We start from the raw sequence: 16,105 nt of genomic DNA, 5'->3' as shown, positions 1-16,105 counted from the left end.
ACGGTGAGGCAAACTTGGCTGATCAAGACGATGTGAACTCCACGCGCAGGCTCGTCACCGCGATGAGCGCGGCGTTACCGCTCGCCTACGCATCGTTAGTGGCTGCGCCGGGATCAGCCGAGGCCGCTGCCGCGAAAGACAGTGGGTCGGGGAGCGCGAACCCGGCAACAAAGACATCGGCGAAAGACACGCTCCCGCCAGCGGGCATCCTGATGCATCCGGAGTACGCGCAGGTCATCGCGCGTACGGCCTACGTGTGGGGATGGCCGATGGTCAACATGTTGAACCGCAACGCGCGTATCACGAAGGCGCCGTATCCGGGTTTGCTGGCCGGCGTGTTGCCAGCCGCTCCGCGCGGGCAGGTTGGCATGCTTCACGACTACATCGATCCGGCCGAGACCTTCGTGACATGCCCTAACCAGGACGTGGTCTATGGTCTGGGTTTCTTCTCGCTCGACGAAGAACCTGTCATCGCTCAGGTGCCTGACTTCGGCGACCGGTTCTGGGTCTATGCACTGTACGACGCGCGAACCAATCAGTTCGGTCATCTCGGCAAGCCTTACAAAACGCGGCGCGGCTTCTATTTGCTCGTTGGGCCAAACTGGAAGGGATCGAAGCCTGTCGGCATCACCGATATCGTTCGCTGTCCCACTGCCCTCGCCAATGCCATTCCGCGCGTCTTCCAGAACGACACACCGCAGGACAAGAAAGCCATCCAGACGGTGCTGAATCAGATCGTCTTTTATCCGCTCAAACAATTCGATGGCCGCATGAAGACGATCGACTGGATGAACGCGCCGATCATCCACCCGCCAACGGAAGGCGCAGGCAGCGATGAGAGCGGCGGTGAAACGAAGTGGGTGATCCCCGAAAAGTTCTTTGATCAGCTTCCTCAGGTGCTCGATACGGTTCCACCACTGCCGGGCGAGGAGGCGCTCTATGCGCAGTTCAGATCGTTGATGGAGGTAGCGAACCGCGACCCCGAAATCAAAAAGACGCTGGTCTCGACGGCCGTCGACACAGAGCGTCAGGTGATTGCGCCATTCTTTGAGTGGCGGTACAACGGGGTGCCAGCCGGCAACAACTGGAATCGCTCGGCCAACAATGCGCAGACGGGGTTCGACTATTTCGACCGGACGGGAACGGCCAAATCGAACATGTTCGATAACAGGCCGATTGAAACGCAGTATTTCTACACCGATCTCGATGCGTCCGGTCAGGCGCTCAATGGCGCGCACATCTATGAAATCACGTTTGCCAAAGGAGAGGAGCCGCCCGTCAACGGTTTCTGGTCACTGACGCTCTACAACGACAAGCATCTCTTTCATGCTAACGAGTTGAAGCGCTATTCTCTTGGCACCAAGAATACGAGTCTGAAGCGTAACGCTGATGGTTCGATGACGCTCTACGCCGGAGCGAAATCCCCCGGATCAGATCGCGAGTCGAACTGGCTACCTGCGCCAGATGGTGCGTTCTCGCTGTACATACGGGCCTACTGGGGAAAGCAGCCGATCCTCGATGGTTCCTGGAAGCCGCCTCAGATTCGAACAATGGCCTGACGATCGCATTGGATGGCCGTTTTGCTTCCATACCTGTCGTTGCGCTGCTCATGACTCGACTGTCGCAAACGGATCGAGACGCGACACGCGCCTTGCGGTCTGAGCAAAACTCGCGTTACGCTCCCTTGCCGTCATCCCTTTGATCGAGGTGAGAAGTGAAGCGTGACCGGATCGCTCGCAACACACGAATGTCCGCGCGTCTGAGCCGTTTCACGACACTTATCATATCGATTGGCTTCATGGCTGGATGCGCATCGACCGTCAATGAGGTCGAGCCCCTTGCCCTCGATCTCCGTGAAACCATCGTCAAGGTTCCCCTGAACGCGCACGGACCACTTGGCGACCATGTCCGCGACATCGTGGCCACCACCTACATGCCCGAGGGCACTGGCCCCTTTCCGTTGATCGTCCTGAGTCATGGTAGTCCGCCTGATTCCAGAGATCGGCCGAAGATCGGCCGCTTTCGCAAATTGCCGCAGATACGGACGTTCGTCAGTCTTGGCTTTGCTGTCATCGTGCCGATCCGACGTGGCTATGGAGCGACGGGAGGCACCGACGAGGAGGAGATCCGCTCTTGCCGGAATCCCGACTACACACATGCAGGCAAAGAGGCAGCGCGGGATGTGCTTGCAGCCGTCACGTACGCGCGGAACTTGCCCCAAGTGGATCGAAACCGGGTTGTTCTGGTGGGGCAATCAGCGGGCGGATTCGCTTCTCTGGCAGCCGCAAGCTATGCACCGCAAGGATTGGTTGCGGTGGTCAACTTCTCGGGCGGTCGAGGAGGCGACCCGCTAAAACATCCGGGCACGCCGTGCGATCCGCAACAGATGGCCGAGACCATCGCGCGTTTTGCATCGACGACCCGTGTTCCCGTTCTCTGGCATTACGTTCAGAACGACGAGTACTTTTCACCTGAAGTCGTCAGGACATGGTTTGCGGCCTTTCAGGCGGCAGGCGGCCAGGGGCAGTTGATCATCGAACCGCCCTTCGGCAGCAACGGTCACGGCATGTTTAATGTCGACCGATCAATCCCGATCTGGTCGCCACGCTTCCAGGAATTCGTCGCGCCACTGGTATCGATGAAGCAGTGAGATTTTGCTAAAGGTCCAGGTTGGCAGGTTGCTATGTCTCATAACTTCACCGCCCGAGATGCGACGACTGATCCGTTCGCGACTCGCGTGGGAGATGAAAGACGCGCGCGCTACACTGGAAATGAGGTATCGAACCGTGATGACGAACAAGCGAAAACGTTGAGAAAGATACTTGCAGTGCTAATTGTAAGTGGACTGTTTGGAATGACCGCTGAGGCGAATGCCGAAGTTTCCCTCGAAGGCGTCGTCGTGGATGGAGTCGTGGGCATTGAACGGGGGCACTGAACTGCTTTCGGTCGCTGTGACCGCGTTCGTCGCGACCAACGTCGACGACTTTGTGTTATTGGCCGCGCTCTTTGGTAGCGGTAAGCATGAAACGAAGCATGTCGTCATCGGACAGTTGCTTGGTATCGGCTTGCTGGTCTTCGTAAGCAGTGTTGCAGCGATCGCTGCGCTGTCGATTCCGCAGGGCTGGACGAATCTGCTGGGAATCTTCCCGCTGGCGATCGGCGTTCGAGGCGCTATCACATGGTTTCGATACAGCGATGACGAGGTCGGCGCCCCGACCTTCTCGAAGGCCTCTCTGAGCGCCGTGGGATTTTGAATGTCGCCAGCCTTACGATCGCCAACGGCGGCGACAATCTGGCGGTCTACATTCCGCTCTTTGCCAGCTCGGCAGCGGGGATTCCGATGTACGCGTCGGTGTTCGCCGTAATGACTTTACTTTGGTGTGTGCTTGGCAGGTTGCTCGTAAGTCATCGAATCACCGCTTCGCTAGTCGAGCGATACGGCCATGTGTTTGTGCCCGTCATTCTCTTCGGACTTGGGCTGCGTATCTTGTCGGGTGCTTTCGTTTTGTTGCGATGAGGAGGAAAGGCCGTGAGAAACCTATTCGTGGCGACCTTGCTTTCCATGATTGCGTCGAGCGGATACGCCGCCGGCATCAGGTTCTTCGTCATTCCGGCGGACGCCGGCGGCCCGGCGCTTCAGGCCGTCGTGTGGACGCCGTGCGCCGTCGCTCCGGAACCGATCAAGGTGGGCCCCTATCGTCTGCAGGCAACGAAGGACTGTCCCACTGTCGGCGACGCGCGCCCGCTTGTCGTCCTTTCCCACGGGCATGGCGGGGCACGTCTCGATCAGCATGATCTCGCTGAGACGCTCGCCGATGCAGGATTCATCGTCGCGGCGATCAGCCATCCCGGCGATACCGCTACCGATATGAGCCGGACAAACGAGGCGTCGGTGTTCGTCGAGCGTCCGAACGACATCAAGCGGCTCATCGATTACATGCTGGGCTCATCGGCCGATGTCGCAAGGATTGATGCGCGAGCCATCGGCTTCTTCGGTTTTTCGCGAGGTGGTTTTACCGGCCTGGTTCTGGCGGACGGCGTTCCAGACTTTCAGCATGCCGACATCCCATGCCCCGATGAGCTTCCCATCTGCAAGCTTGTTCGAGAGGGAAAACTGCCGCCGCAACAGTGGACGCACGACGCGCGAATCAAGGCGTTCGTGCTCGCCGATCCGCTCGATGCATTTCCGACGGCCCCTACAGTTGCGCACATCCGCGCTCCGATCCAGTTGTGGGCATCCGAGTACGGAGGCGACGGTGTGCTGCCTGAAACAACGCCCGCGCTAGCGAAGCTGTTGCCTGTGCAGCCTGAATATCATCTCGTAGAGGGGGCTGCTCATTTCGCCTTTCTGCCGCCTTGCTCGGACGAACTGGCTGCCATTGTTCCGCGCATATGCGTCGATGGTCAGGGATACGACCGCGCGGCGTTTCATAACGAATTCAACCGGGACGTGCTGGCGTTCTTCCGGGCGGAGCTTCTCCAGGCGTCGAATTCGAATGCTGCGCGGTGATTGAAAAAGTGGAGCAGCGACGGTGAAATTCGAGTGGGGGCGACGCTCACGGTAGTCGACATTCAACCGATGTTCGACCATTGCCGACGTGGCCTTTCCGCGGCTTCGCGGTCTCGGTCAGCTACTCCGAGGCGGGCGAGGAACTCAACGGCGAGCCGGAAACGCTTCCAGCGTGCCCGGCGCGTTCAAGCGCCGAACAGACGCGATTTGCCCCGCCTTATCGCCACATTGGACGGGTGCCCCAACACGCATACTCGAAGCCATCAGATCTTCCGACAAATGCACGTTTCGTCTGCACGAGGTCAACATGGCTTTGCTTCAAATCATCGGCACGATGGTCTTTCTCGCAGTTGTCGCGGTCTCGTTGATGGCGGTCGTCGATATCCTGCGGCCGCGCCGCGCGACGGTCGCATCAGCCGAACGCGCCCCTGACTACGCGCGGGCGCGCTCCTCCGAAGGCTCCTGAAATGTTTGGCGATTGCCGACATCGAACGATCGGACTGTTGTTCGCGTCCATCGCGCGCTGGCAAACAAACGCCCGGATTCGACGTCGAGCAGCGTGTATCCGCCCATAAATTCGACGCGAACCGGAAATCGGCGTCTTTCGCGCTCATTGGCACGCCCCATGCAAAAGACCGGGTGGCGACTTTCACGCCATTCACTTTATTTTTGCCAGGAGACCAGCCATGAAAACGCTGACCATTAAAGACCTGCCGCGCACCGACACCCTGCATCGTGACGCGATGTCCACCATTCGCGGCGGCATCGCCACGATCACCCTGCCGCCGAACGGCAATCCCGGTCCATTGCCGCCGTCCATTCCGGCGTCGTGGCCCGGCGTCGCCGCGATCCTGAAGGATCTGCACATTCCGGTGACGTGGCCTGGGCAACCGGTTCCTCAGTCGCAGGACCCGCGTCTGCTCTGAACGCGAAACGACGAGTCACGACGAGCCGGCAACCGCTCTCACGAACGACGTTCGTCGCGCCGCGCCCGCCGCCCTGCGCGGCGGATGCGGCGCGTTCTGCTTGATGTGATCAAGCTCGCACGCGTTGCGGCTGCTCCTTCATGCCGCTTCAGTGGACTTCGCGCTCAAACCCCGTCGTTCGAGCCAGCCTGTTCTCCTTCATTGAGTTGAGAAAGAATGGGTCCGATTGGTCGTCCTTCTTCCGTCCGAGCGTATTCGACCTTCGGTGGCATCTTGCTCGCGTCTGGGGCGCTCAGGCCGCGCGAAGATCGTGACGAGCCGTCTCGGGGCCGACCGGTTTCGCGTCGCCGGGACAGCGGAGATCAACGGTTTCAATCGCGATATCAGGGGCGATCGCATCGCGCCGCTCGTCGCGTGGACGCGTGAATTGTTCCCCGAGACATCGACGGCGCGAGTGATTCCCTGGGCGGGCCTGCGCCCGATGATGCCGAGCATGCTGCCCTGCGTCGGGCAGGGCAAGCGGGCCGGCGTCTACTACAACACCGGACATGGGCATCTCGGATGGACCTTGTCCGCGGCGACCGCGGAGTCTGTCGCGGATGCAATCTTGCTGGACTCGTCACCGTGCGCTGCGGAGTTGCGTCGCGCTGCATGAGGTGAATCGCGCGCGGTCTCGTAAATGTTTCCGCGCGCAGCCTCCGAACGCGCCGGTGTTCTGCTGCATCCAGCGCAGCGCCATCAACAGATCGAGCAGCGCGCGGACGCACGAAGAGCCGTGCGCTCGCAGGCTGCGGCGGCGTCCAGCGCAGGGAGTCAACCGGAGACTGCGCGAATGACCGAGGGTGCCGCGTTGCGGCCTGCGCCCATCCATCCCATTTGCTCCAGTTGCTGAAGCTTGGCGACAACCTGCGTGCGGTCGATGGTGTTGTTGCCGGCAGCGACGGCAACGATTGGCAGGCTGACGGAAATTAGGCGTCTAAAACCGTCGAAACGAGAGCGCTCATGACACGAAAGGCACAGCTAGCGCACGTTCGCCCGCACTTGCTGGGCGTCGATGTTGCCGTGAGGGCGCGCGCGCAGTACCGCTGCGAGAAGCAGCGCGCCCAACACAAGTCCGCCTGCCACAACGAACAGGGCAGTATCGGTGCGCCCGGTGAGGTCTTTCAGATAGCCGATCATGTAAGGTGAAACGAAGCCCGCAAGATTGCCGATGGAGTTGATCATTGCAATGCCGGCTGCCGCCGTCACGCCGGTGAGGAACGCGGTCGGCAAGCTCCAGAAGAGCGCTGGAATGGACAGCACGCCCATGTTCGCGATGCACAATGCGATCACGCCGAGGATCGGTTGATTCTGCCACAGCACACAAAGCGAAAACCCGATCGCCGCCATCGAGAACGCCACGATCAAATGCCATTTGCGTTCGTTATGACGGTCCGCGCTGAAGCCGAACACGAGCATGCTGATGATCGCGCATGCACCCGGAACCGCGGTCATCACGCCGATGGTGAACGCGTCCGTCACGCCCATTTTCTGGACGAGCGTGGGCATCCAGAAGCTGATCGCGTAGAGGCCCATGTTGTAGACGAAGTAGATCACGACGAGCGCCCAGATACGCGCATTCATCAGGAGTCCGGCGAAACCGTGCGAGAGCTTGTCGCGGTTCTCGGCGGCGAGCACGCTCGTCAGGTGTTCTTTCTCCGGCTCCGACAACCACTTGACGCGACGAATGTCCTCGCTCATACGGAAGAAGATGTAGATGCCGAGCAGCACCGTCGGAATGCCTTCGACGAGAATCAGCCATTGCCAGCCGCGCAGGCCACCCAGGCCTGTCATGAAGCGCAGAACCGACCCCGAGACGAGCCCGCCGATCACGCCCGACGACGCCAGCGCGATGTAGAACACGCCCCATGCGCGGCCGCGGCGCGCGGCAGGATACCACTGGCTCATGTAGTAGATGGCGCCCGGAATGAAGCCTGCTTCGGCGAGCCCGAGCAAGAAGCGCATGACGTAGAACTGCGTGGGCGTGCGGATGAAGATGGTCGCGCAGGAGAGAAGTCCCCACGTCACCATGATGCGTGAGATCCAGCGCCGCGCGCCCACTTTATGCAGGATCACGTTGCTCGGCACTTCGAGCAGGAAGTAACCGAGAAAGAAGATGCCCGCGCCGAATCCGTACACCGCATCGCTGAATTGCAGGTCGCTGGCCATTTGCAGCTTGGCGAAGCCCACGTTCACGCGGTTGAGATAAGAAAAGAAAAAGCCCAGCATCAGGACCGGCAGGATTCGCACGGAGATCTTCCTGAAGAGTGTGTTTTCGTCGATGGTCTGCATGCCTGTCTCCTAATGATTTTGTCCGTTCGATGCAGTGTCAATCGATACGGTAGAAGCGCCGCGCCGTGTCGGCGAAGAGCTTGCGCAGATCGGTTTCGCTCGCCTGTGGAAGGGCCGCGAGCACGTCGGCGACGATCTCCGTCATGCTCGCCGAGAGGTTGCCCACCGGCAGGTTGCTAGCAAACATCGACCGGTCGTAGCCGAACAGATCCACGGCTTCGCGAATCACGCGGCGATTGCTCGCGCTGTCCCACTTGCCGTTCGGCAGGCCGAGTTCAGACACCTTCAGGTACACGTTCGGACAGGCCGCCAGCGCTTCCATTCCGGAGCGCCAGATCGCGATGCCCTCGTCCGAGCGGTCGAGCGGCAAGCCGAGGTGATTCGTGACGATCGGCGTGTGCGGGAAGGCCCGGGCAACAGCAGCCGCTTCTTCCAGATGCCAGTAAGGCACGCGGAGGTCCCACGAGAAATCGAATTTGTCGAGCAGAGCAAGGCCGCGCAGCCAGGCGTCGTCCTGCATCGTGCCGGGACGGCCCCGCACCGATTCGCCGGGGCCCGCCGAGATTTCCGGCTTTGAGCGCACGCCTCGCGCAAGCGGGCTTTTTGCGTGGCCCGCGAGAATCGCTTCGCAGTCCGGCTGCACGAAAAATACATGTCCGACGATCGCGCTCGGCAGCCCGGTCTTCGCGTTCAGTTTTGTGAGCCATTCGGTCTCGCGCACCTGCTCCTTGCGCGAGCGTTCCGCCTCGACGTGAACGGTGCCGATCACGTCGAATCCCGCTGTCGCGCGGCGGTATTGATCCGGCAGGAAGTCACTGCACATGCGGCGATAGTCACCGAGAAAGAACGTGTCGTCGTATTCGTCGGTGAGCCAGGGGAACGTACCGTCCGACAGGTCCCAGAAGTGATGATGCGCATCGAGGATTGGCAACGTGAACCCGAGGTCGTTGTGCGCGCTGGTGGTCATCGGGATGTCCTTCCGTTGGTCGGGAGCGAGCCGTTACCGGTCGAGCGCTCCCCGAGTCCGAGCGGGCGATACACGCGCTCGGCGGTGTCATGAAAAAACGCCCGCTGCTGCGCGTGCGGCCAGGCGTGCACGAGCTGCGCGAAGCCGCTCAGCAGGCCGGCGAGTGAGACGAACATGCCGTCGACGGGAAAGTTGCTGCCGAACATAAGCCGCTCCGCGCCGAAGAGCGCATGGAGCGTATCGATGACGGGCTGGTTCGCCGCCACGCTCCACGGCTTTCCCCGCACGCATAGTCCCGATACCTTGACGACGACGTTGGGCAGCGTCGCAAGCGTGTCCATCGCGTCACGCCAGCCGCGTAAAGTGTCGGGCAAGCGGTCGCCCGGCACGCCCGCGTGGTTCACGATCAGGAGCGTTTCCGGAAAGTCTCGGGCGAGGCGGGCGGCTTCGTGCAACTGGCTCCACGGCGCCTGCAGCTCGAAGTGCAGCCCGTGTCGCGCGAGTTGCGCGTAACCGCGCCGCCAGCGTTCGTCGGACATCAGCGTGCGGCCGGCCCGGTCCGGATTGCCCGGCTTGTGGCGCACACTGCGCACACGGGCGAATCCGGCTTGCGCGGCGAGCACCTCGTCCGCATCGTCGTGATCGAGCCACGCTTGCGCGGCGATCGCATTCGGCCGCCCGCACGACGCCGCCAGTTGCGACACGTAGCGTGTCTCGCCAAGCGGGTCGGACGGGTCCCATTCCGCCTCGACATACACGCTGCCGACCACGTTGTGACCGGCAGCATCGCGCAGATAATCCGCCGGCAGATAAGTACGCTTGATCGCGGAATAGTCGCCGTAGCGGTGCGGGACCAGCGTATTGTCCGCAAGCCACGGATAGTGATTCGCTTCGAGATCCCAGAAATGCTGATGAGCGTCGATCACTGGGCCGTCGTAGAGCGGCGTCATGCGCGGTCTCCGGCGGCGGCGTGGCTGCCGAAGTCGATCAGGAGCGAGCCAACGAGATACGCGAACGCAGCCGCCGCAAAGAACATGATGACGGCGGTGAAGCCGCCGGTCGCATCGACGAGCACACCGACGACGATCGGCACGACGATGGCGCCGCCCGTGCCTGCGAAGTTCATCACGCCGCCGACGAGGCCGACCTGTTCCCGTGGCGCTAGCATCGCAGGGATCAGCCAATAGAGGCCGCCCCAAAGATGGAAGAACACGCCGAGCGACAGCAAGGCGACCGCATAGCGGATGTCCGACACGAAGGGCAAGGCAAGCAGGCAGGCGAGCGACATGCCGCCGGACACGCCGAACAGAATCTTGAAAGCCGTCTTGCGTGAGAAGCGCTTTTGCAGCCAGTCGGCGGTCACGCCCGACAGCACTTCGCCGATTGCTCCCGCCAGGAAGATCAGAAAGGTGGCGAAGCCCATGCTGCGAATGTCGAGGCCGCGCCCGACCGACAGGTAATTCGGCCCCCACGTCACGAGCCCGAAGAACACCATCGCCCAACCGATCCGGCCAACGACCATCGCCGCGATCGTACCGCGCGAGAGCGGCGCCATTTTCACGCGCGGCGCTTCGCCGGCGGCGAGTTTCTGCGCGCGGATATAGTCGGTTTCGGCTTCGTCGATGCGGGGATGCTGCTCGGGCGTTTCGCGCAGCAGCCGGTACACGATCAGGCCGAACACGATAGTAACCGCGCCGACAATCAGAAACGCCGTGCGCCACGAGCCCGAAAGTGCGATCAGCGCGCTGATCGCGAGGCCGCCGAGCGCCGATCCGAGCGGCGCGCCGCTATCGATCAGCGTCACGCCGCGCGCGCGTTCCGCGGGCGGCAGCCATGTTGCAGTGAGCTTGGTTGCGGCCGGCATGTATGGCGCTTCGAACACGCCGAGCCCGATGCGGGACAACAAGAGCGTCACACCATTGACCGCGAAGGCCGCGAGACATTGGAAGCCACCCCACAGCACCGCCGAGATGCCGATCATGCGACGCGCGCCGAATCGATCCGCGGCCCACCCGGCGGGAATCTGGAAAGTACTGTAGGTCCAGAAGAATGCCGACAGAATCAGTCCCTGCATCGTCGCGGCGAGATGGAATTCGTGGACGATCGTCGGCATCGCGATGGACAACGACATCCGGTCAACGCAGTTGATCGTGTAAAGCACGAATAGCAGCAGCACCATGCGCCAGCGCGTGGTGGAAACGAGCGAGCGGAACGAACTGGGCGATTCCACTGCGGGAATATCGGTTTGCATGTCTCCTCCTTATTGGAATGCGGCGCTTTCGGCGTCGCTCTTGGCGCGCTCAGAGCGTCGGATTGCGCTGCCATGCTCCGTACAGTGCCGAGCCATCGAGATCGAGCGCGGCGAGCGGGACCAGATCGCCTTTCGCCACATCCGCGAGCAGTCGCTTGTTTGCGGCCAGATAGAACGGCGCGGCGCGGCCGGCCTTCGCGCTATCGACGAGCAGTGGCGTCGCGCCTTCGATCGTGTGGTGATGGCCACCCATCGCAAGCGTTTCACCCGCCTTGAAATCACGGTCCGCGAGCGCGACCATCTGCGCGTGCGGCAGTTGCGCGGTGCTTCCCGTCGGTTGGCCGAGCAGCACGGCTGAGAACAGGCTCATCGGCGTTTCGAGGCCCATCAGGTGATAGGGCAGGTAGATGCACGCATAACGCCCGTTCTTGCCGACCAGATGGCCTTTATGTTTAAGCAACTGCCAGGTCTCTTCGTCCTTGCAGCGCACGACGACGAACACACCGCCGCCGAAGCTGACGTCGTCCGGACGGCGCAGGCAGTTGAACACGTCGACCACCCCGGTCCGGTCCAGGATGCCGCCGTCTTCCCTGGGCACGAAGATGTCCGCCAGTTCGTTGATGCGCGCGAGCGGGTAGTTGAGCGCGTCGGTTGCCGGCAGGAGGCCAGTGGAATTCGCGACCACGTTCAACTCGCAATAGTCCGGCGTCGCGCTTTGCGGCAGCATTGACAGCGCCTGACTGCGCGCGGCGAGCGTCGTGGCGATATCGTCGCCGAGCGTCCAGCACCCATCGAGCGAAACGGCGTGACGCTGCTCCAGATAGTCGACCGTGTGGGCCGCCGGATCGTAGATGAAGTCGTATTCACTCGACTTGCCGGCCGCCACTACTTCGAAGCCGAGCACGCGCGCCCACGTGACGAGGCCGATCAGGTTGCTCGGCTGGTCGCCGTCCGGCGTTGTATAGACCACCTTGTTCTCGATCGCGAGCCGGTTCAGATAAGGGCCGACGACCGAATCGGTTTCCTTGGTCGCCATTGCGACATGCACGCCGCGCTGCAACGCGTTCTCCGCGATCCGGACGCTTGTTTCGGGCTGGCCAGTCGCTTCGACGACGATGTCGAGTTCCACTGCGTCGAGCAATCTGTAGTCGCCGATCAGCGCGATCCGGCCCGCCCTGCGCGCCGCTTCGACGTCATCCGCGTTGTTGCAGACGGTGACGGCGCCGGTGTCGAACCCGAGCGAGGCGAGGGTTGCGAGCGTGCCGTCGACGTCGATGTCGCAGAGCGCGGCGATCTCGATGCTCGGCAGGGCTCGGCACTGCACGAGCAGCGACCGGCCGAAGCCGCCTTTTGGACCGACGAGCGCCATGCGAATCGAGCGGCTTCCGAGCGTATTGAAGAGATGTTCGTAATTCATGTGTCCGTCCTTTGGTGGGGCGAGAGATCACGGTCAGCGCGGCGATCGGCTGGAAGAAGACGAAACGGTGCGAAGCCCGACGCGATCGAAAGCATCATTTGGTATACCGTTTCGAAGCGCGTTCAGGTCGGAGAGCAGCGGCCCACGTGGTCGCGCTTGGAAGCGATCGAACATTTCCATGCCCCGCTTGGTCGGCTCGAAGCCTTCCCCTACATGCCTTGCCGCGTTTTTGTGGGTGATTTCGCAAATGTCTCAACTCAAAGTTCTTCTTCGCGGCAGCGAGCATTTTTCAGTCCGTTGGGGTGTCTCGAAATCTGGTATACCGAATGTAGTTGTGCAGCATCATCCGGTCAAGTACGGGATTACACCGTTACTGTTAAAGGGCCGAGGCGACTGTCATCGTCGTATGCACGCTGGTAAAGTGGCATACCGGATCTGCGCACGTCGCTTTCCGGCATTGGACGGATCGGAAAAATGACGGACTTCGAAGACGAAACTGACGCATTCGAAAACAACGAGGCGCCCGACGTGCTGCTGTCGATGCAGATCGCGCAGCGCTTGCGTACGCTCATCGCAACGGATGAACTCAAGCCCGGCGAGCGGCTTCGCGAGCGCACGCTCGCCGAGCGGCTCGAAGTGTCGCGCACGCCCCTACGGGAGGCGCTAAAAGAACTGGCCAGCGACGGTCTTGTCGTCGTGTTGCCCAAACGCGGCGCCGTGGTGGCGGACCTCGGTGCGGCGGAGATCGCGGAGAAGCTGGATGTGCTCGGGGTGATCGAGGCGTTCGGCGGCGAAGCGGCGTGCCGCATGGCGACCGACGCGGAAATTGCAGAGATCCGCGCGCTTCATTACGAGATGCACGCGGCGTATGAGCGGCGCGATCGAATGAATTACTTCCGACTCAATCAGGCGATCCATACAAACGTCATCGCCGCCGCAAAGAATGCGACGCTCAGGGAAGTTCACGAGCGCCTGAATCGACAGCTTTATCGCTATCGATTTCAGGGGAGCGTCACCTCGGAGACCTGGCATACCGCCATCGATGAGCATGAGGTCATCATTCAGCTGCTATCCGCACGCGACGGCGCGAAGCTCGGCGAATTTTTACGGCGTCATGTGCACAGCACGTGGGAACAATTGGCGTCCAACGACGCGGAAGCACTTTCTGCAGCAGAAGACGCTGAGTGATGACGCGGGTATTTGTCTGCTAGTCCATCGCGTCATTGAAATGGCACCGGTCGAATCCGCCGCGATGAATCGTCGTACTTCCATTTGATCGGCTTCGGATTCTTGTTGTGCTCGCGGATATAGCGCATCAGCTTGCGATTCAAATCCTTAACGGTGGTCAAGATGCCTCGCGCGATTACGTCGCGCTGGATACGCGCGAACCAGTTTTCCACTTGATTTAGCCGAGAGGATAGGTCGGTGTGTAATGCAATCGCACGTTGCGACGTTGCTGTAGAAACTTCTGCACACGTGCGGTTTTGTGCCTGCTGACGTTGTCGCAAATCACATGAATTGCTTGCTTGGGCCGCTGGCTGGCGATCACATCGGTGAGAAAGGCGACGAACTGCTCGCTGGTATGGCATGGCGTGGTTTTGCCGATGACTCCACCGCGAAATGAAGCGCGAGTCACATCGCAGCCGCTGCATGATCGCCTCGCGTGATTCGCCGTCGTCAAGCATCAGAATCAGCCGGGCGCGCCGTGCGTCAGCCGCGCGCACCGTATGGCTGCGAGTTGCTGACAGCAATTGTTCGCGCTCGAGCGCGGTCAAGTTCATCTTTTCCACGCGGTTCATTGAATATCACATCAAGTGCGTTTCAATGACGCAATGCACTAGCGGCGACGTGCAGCCGCCGGGAGGCTCGAGCGCAGAAATCGTCCGGTTCCCAAACATGTCCAATTTATCCTACGATACGCCTGGCAGCGATTGCAAACATATGGTGGACCGTCGAGCCGGCGAGGGAGGGGCGAGCGCGTGGAAGATTTTCAAATACTCGATCACATCACGGACGGCGTGATGGCGCTCGACCAAGAGTGGAAGTTTCGGAACATCAACCGGACTGCTGCCCGGCTGCTGAAGCGTCGGTCCGAGGATCTGTTAAGTCGCGAGATTTGGGCCGAATACCCGGACCTCATCGGATCGAGCTACGAAGCGGCCTACCGGCAGGCGGCTGAGACCGGTGTGCCCAGCACCGCGACGGACTTCTACGCGCCGCTCGGTGCCTGGTTTGAAGTGCGGGCGTTCCCATGCGACGACGGTGTCATCGTGTTGGTTCGTGATGTCACCGAAGCGCGCGCGATCTCCGAACGCTTGTTGCGCCAAGCCACGCACGATGAACTGACCGGCCTCATCAACCGGCGCGAACTGCTGCTGCGCCTGAACTGTCTCGTCGATGAACGCTCGGCTGATTCCGTCGATCTGCTCTTCGTCGACCTCGACCGGTTCAAGGACATCAACGATTCATTCGGCCACGCGGCGGGCGATGAAGTGCTGCGTTTCATCGGCCGGCGTCTTTCTGACCTGGTCGGCGAACGCGCCCATGTATCGCGCATCGGCGGTGACGAATTTGTGATTTTCCTCGTCGACGCCCCCGCGGGTGAGGCCGTACGCTTTGCGCACGACGTCATAGTACGCATGCGCGATCCGATTCAGACTTCGTGCGTGCGGGCCTCAGTAGGAGCGAGCATCGGCGTGGCGCGCTACCCGACGTCGGCATCGAATGCGGGCGAGCTGCTGCGTAACGCGGACACCGCGATGTATCGCGCGAAACGCGCGGGCGGTTCGCGTGTATGGTCGTTTGACAAGGAAGATGCGCAGCGCCTCTCACATCGCCTTCGCCTACGCGCGGATCTGGAGAGCGCGAGCGCCGCGCGTCAGTTCGAGTTGCATTACCAGCCACAACTGGACCTGCACACGGGCCGCATCTACGGGGCGGAGGCGCTCCTGCGATGGAACCATCCGCAGCTCGGGCTGCTCACGCCGGCCGACTTCCTCGACGTGCTGCTTGAATCGCCGGCCTACGAGGCGACGGGCGAATGGCTAATTCGCAGCGCATTCCGCCAGGCGGCGCAATGGCAGGCGACGGGATGCATGCCGTTCAAGGTCGCCGTCAATCTGTCGCCCACGACGATCCAGAACTGCGATCTCGCCGCACTGGTTTCGGCGGGAGCCTTGGCGTCCGGCGTATGCGCTTCCGTACTCGACATCGAGGTGACGGAGACTGCCGTCATGAGCGACTTCACCGCCGCGTCGCGCGCGCTTTCGGCCGTACGAAGGCTCGGCGTGACGGTCTCGCTCGACGATTTCGGCACGGGTTACTCCAGCCTCGCATACCTCATGCGGCTGCCCGTTGATCGCGTCAAGATCGACAAGTCATTCGTACAGGAACTCACTGCTAAGGAGACCTGTCGCCAGGCACGCGCGATGGTCGAAGCGATGGTGGCGCTAGCGCGCGCGTTGGGCATGCGAACGGTCGCGGAAGGCATCGAGACGGAAACGCAACTTGGTCTCGTCAAGGAGCTCGGGTGCGATGCCGCGCAAGGCTACTTCATTGGCAAGCCGGTGTCGGCAGCGCGCATTGAGCCTTACGCAGAGACGCGGTTCTGACCGGCGTCGGCTGCGGTTTCGCCATCTCAGAACGCAAGAAGCAGGTCGCGTTAGCGGTCAACGCGTAGTCGGCCGTTCGCATTGTTTCAGGC

General features: G+C 61.5%; 16 protein-coding genes and 1 pseudogene. 10 read left to right on the top strand and 7 right to left on the bottom strand.

The window, feature by feature from the left end; translation table 11 throughout:
* The first annotated feature begins 14 nt into the window (after positions 1–14).
* The 7 genes from AWB82_RS06760 to AWB82_RS06735 all read left to right on the top strand — a co-directional run bounded on the left by AWB82_RS06760 (position 15) and on the right by AWB82_RS06735 (position 5,436).
* The gene (locus AWB82_RS06760; RefSeq protein ID WP_327344237.1) at positions 15–1,559 is read left to right on the top strand and encodes a DUF1254 domain-containing protein; all 1,545 of its coding nucleotides are present in this window, start codon (positions 15–17) and stop codon (positions 1,557–1,559) included.
* 188 nt (positions 1,560–1,747) lie between these two features.
* On the top strand, positions 1,748–2,650 hold the full coding sequence (locus AWB82_RS06755) for an alpha/beta hydrolase family protein (protein WP_086966385.1): 903 nt from the start codon (positions 1,748–1,750) through the stop codon (positions 2,648–2,650).
* A gap of 220 nt (positions 2,651–2,870) precedes the next feature.
* On the top strand, positions 2,871–3,254 hold the full coding sequence (locus AWB82_RS06750; RefSeq protein ID WP_086966384.1) for a cadmium resistance transporter: 384 nt from the start codon (positions 2,871–2,873) through the stop codon (positions 3,252–3,254).
* Positions 3,251–3,517 carry a cadmium resistance transporter gene (locus AWB82_RS39125; RefSeq protein WP_159462563.1) on the top strand — a complete coding sequence of 89 codons (267 nt, stop codon included), beginning with the start codon at positions 3,251–3,253 and terminating at the stop codon, positions 3,515–3,517. Before AWB82_RS06750 ends, AWB82_RS39125 begins: the two co-directional genes overlap by 4 nt.
* A gap of 12 nt (positions 3,518–3,529) precedes the next feature.
* The gene (locus AWB82_RS06740; RefSeq protein ID WP_086966382.1) at positions 3,530–4,510 is read left to right on the top strand and encodes an alpha/beta hydrolase family protein; all 981 of its coding nucleotides are present in this window, start codon (positions 3,530–3,532) and stop codon (positions 4,508–4,510) included.
* A 307-nt stretch (positions 4,511–4,817) separates the two neighbouring features.
* Positions 4,818–4,976, top strand: a complete 159-nt coding sequence (locus AWB82_RS37590) for a hypothetical protein (RefSeq protein WP_159462562.1) — start codon at positions 4,818–4,820, stop codon at positions 4,974–4,976.
* A 220-nt stretch (positions 4,977–5,196) separates the two neighbouring features.
* Positions 5,197–5,436: a hypothetical protein gene (locus AWB82_RS06735; protein WP_086966381.1), complete on the top strand. Its 240-nt coding sequence runs from the start codon at positions 5,197–5,199 to the stop codon at positions 5,434–5,436.
* A gap of 164 nt (positions 5,437–5,600) precedes the next feature.
* Here the strand turns inward: AWB82_RS06735 and AWB82_RS39120 are convergent, their stop codons facing one another.
* On the bottom strand, positions 5,601–5,708 hold the full coding sequence (locus AWB82_RS39120) for a winged helix-turn-helix transcriptional regulator (RefSeq protein ID WP_143756682.1): 108 nt from the start codon (positions 5,706–5,708) through the stop codon (positions 5,601–5,603).
* 26 nt (positions 5,709–5,734) lie between these two features.
* Between AWB82_RS39120 and AWB82_RS06730 the strand changes: the two are divergent.
* Positions 5,735–6,091, top strand: a pseudogene (locus AWB82_RS06730) (FAD-dependent oxidoreductase); the annotation flags it as partial.
* A gap of 365 nt (positions 6,092–6,456) precedes the next feature.
* On the opposite strand, the gene AWB82_RS06725 reads toward AWB82_RS06730, so the two are convergent.
* Genes AWB82_RS06725 through AWB82_RS06705 form a run of 5 tightly spaced genes read right to left on the bottom strand, consistent with a single transcriptional unit; the run spans position 6,457 to position 12,402 of the window.
* Positions 6,457–7,767 carry an MFS transporter gene (locus AWB82_RS06725; RefSeq protein ID WP_086966380.1) on the bottom strand — a complete coding sequence of 437 codons (1,311 nt, stop codon included), beginning with the start codon at positions 7,765–7,767 and terminating at the stop codon, positions 6,457–6,459.
* 37 nt (positions 7,768–7,804) lie between these two features.
* Positions 7,805–8,734 carry an amidohydrolase family protein gene (locus AWB82_RS06720; RefSeq protein WP_086966379.1) on the bottom strand — a complete coding sequence of 310 codons (930 nt, stop codon included), beginning with the start codon at positions 8,732–8,734 and terminating at the stop codon, positions 7,805–7,807.
* On the bottom strand, positions 8,731–9,684 hold the full coding sequence (locus AWB82_RS06715) for an amidohydrolase family protein (RefSeq protein WP_086966378.1): 954 nt from the start codon (positions 9,682–9,684) through the stop codon (positions 8,731–8,733). Before AWB82_RS06715 ends, AWB82_RS06720 begins: the two co-directional genes overlap by 4 nt.
* Complete coding sequence (locus AWB82_RS06710) at positions 9,681–10,985, bottom strand: MFS transporter (RefSeq protein WP_086966377.1); 1,305 nt, start codon at positions 10,983–10,985, stop codon at positions 9,681–9,683. Before AWB82_RS06710 ends, AWB82_RS06715 begins: the two co-directional genes overlap by 4 nt.
* Positions 10,986–11,034: 49 nt before the next feature.
* On the bottom strand, positions 11,035–12,402 hold the full coding sequence (locus tag AWB82_RS06705; RefSeq protein WP_086966376.1) for an NAD(P)H-dependent oxidoreductase: 1,368 nt from the start codon (positions 12,400–12,402) through the stop codon (positions 11,035–11,037).
* 474 nt (positions 12,403–12,876) lie between these two features.
* Here AWB82_RS06705 and AWB82_RS06700 point away from each other — a divergent pair, with 474 nt between their 5' ends.
* Positions 12,877–13,590 (top strand): GntR family transcriptional regulator, encoded by a 714-nt coding sequence (locus AWB82_RS06700; RefSeq protein ID WP_086966375.1) that lies wholly within the window; start codon positions 12,877–12,879, stop codon positions 13,588–13,590.
* Positions 13,591–13,622: 32 nt separating this feature from the next.
* On the opposite strand, the gene AWB82_RS39335 is transcribed toward AWB82_RS06700, so the two are convergent.
* A complete protein-coding gene (locus tag AWB82_RS39335) occupies positions 13,623–14,183 on the bottom strand; it encodes a helix-turn-helix domain-containing protein (protein ID WP_456061681.1) in 561 nt (186 codons plus the stop codon).
* 198 nt (positions 14,184–14,381) lie between these two features.
* Between AWB82_RS39335 and AWB82_RS06690 the strand changes: the two genes are divergently transcribed.
* A complete protein-coding gene (locus tag AWB82_RS06690) occupies positions 14,382–16,013 on the top strand; it encodes a putative bifunctional diguanylate cyclase/phosphodiesterase (protein ID WP_086966374.1) in 1,632 nt (543 codons plus the stop codon).
* Positions 16,014–16,105 lie beyond the last annotated feature (92 nt).

The organism is Caballeronia glebae, assembly GCF_001545035.1.
GTDB classification, from domain to species: domain Bacteria; phylum Pseudomonadota; class Gammaproteobacteria; order Burkholderiales; family Burkholderiaceae; genus Caballeronia; species Caballeronia glebae.
This window is presented reverse-complemented; position numbering and strand designations above follow the sequence as displayed.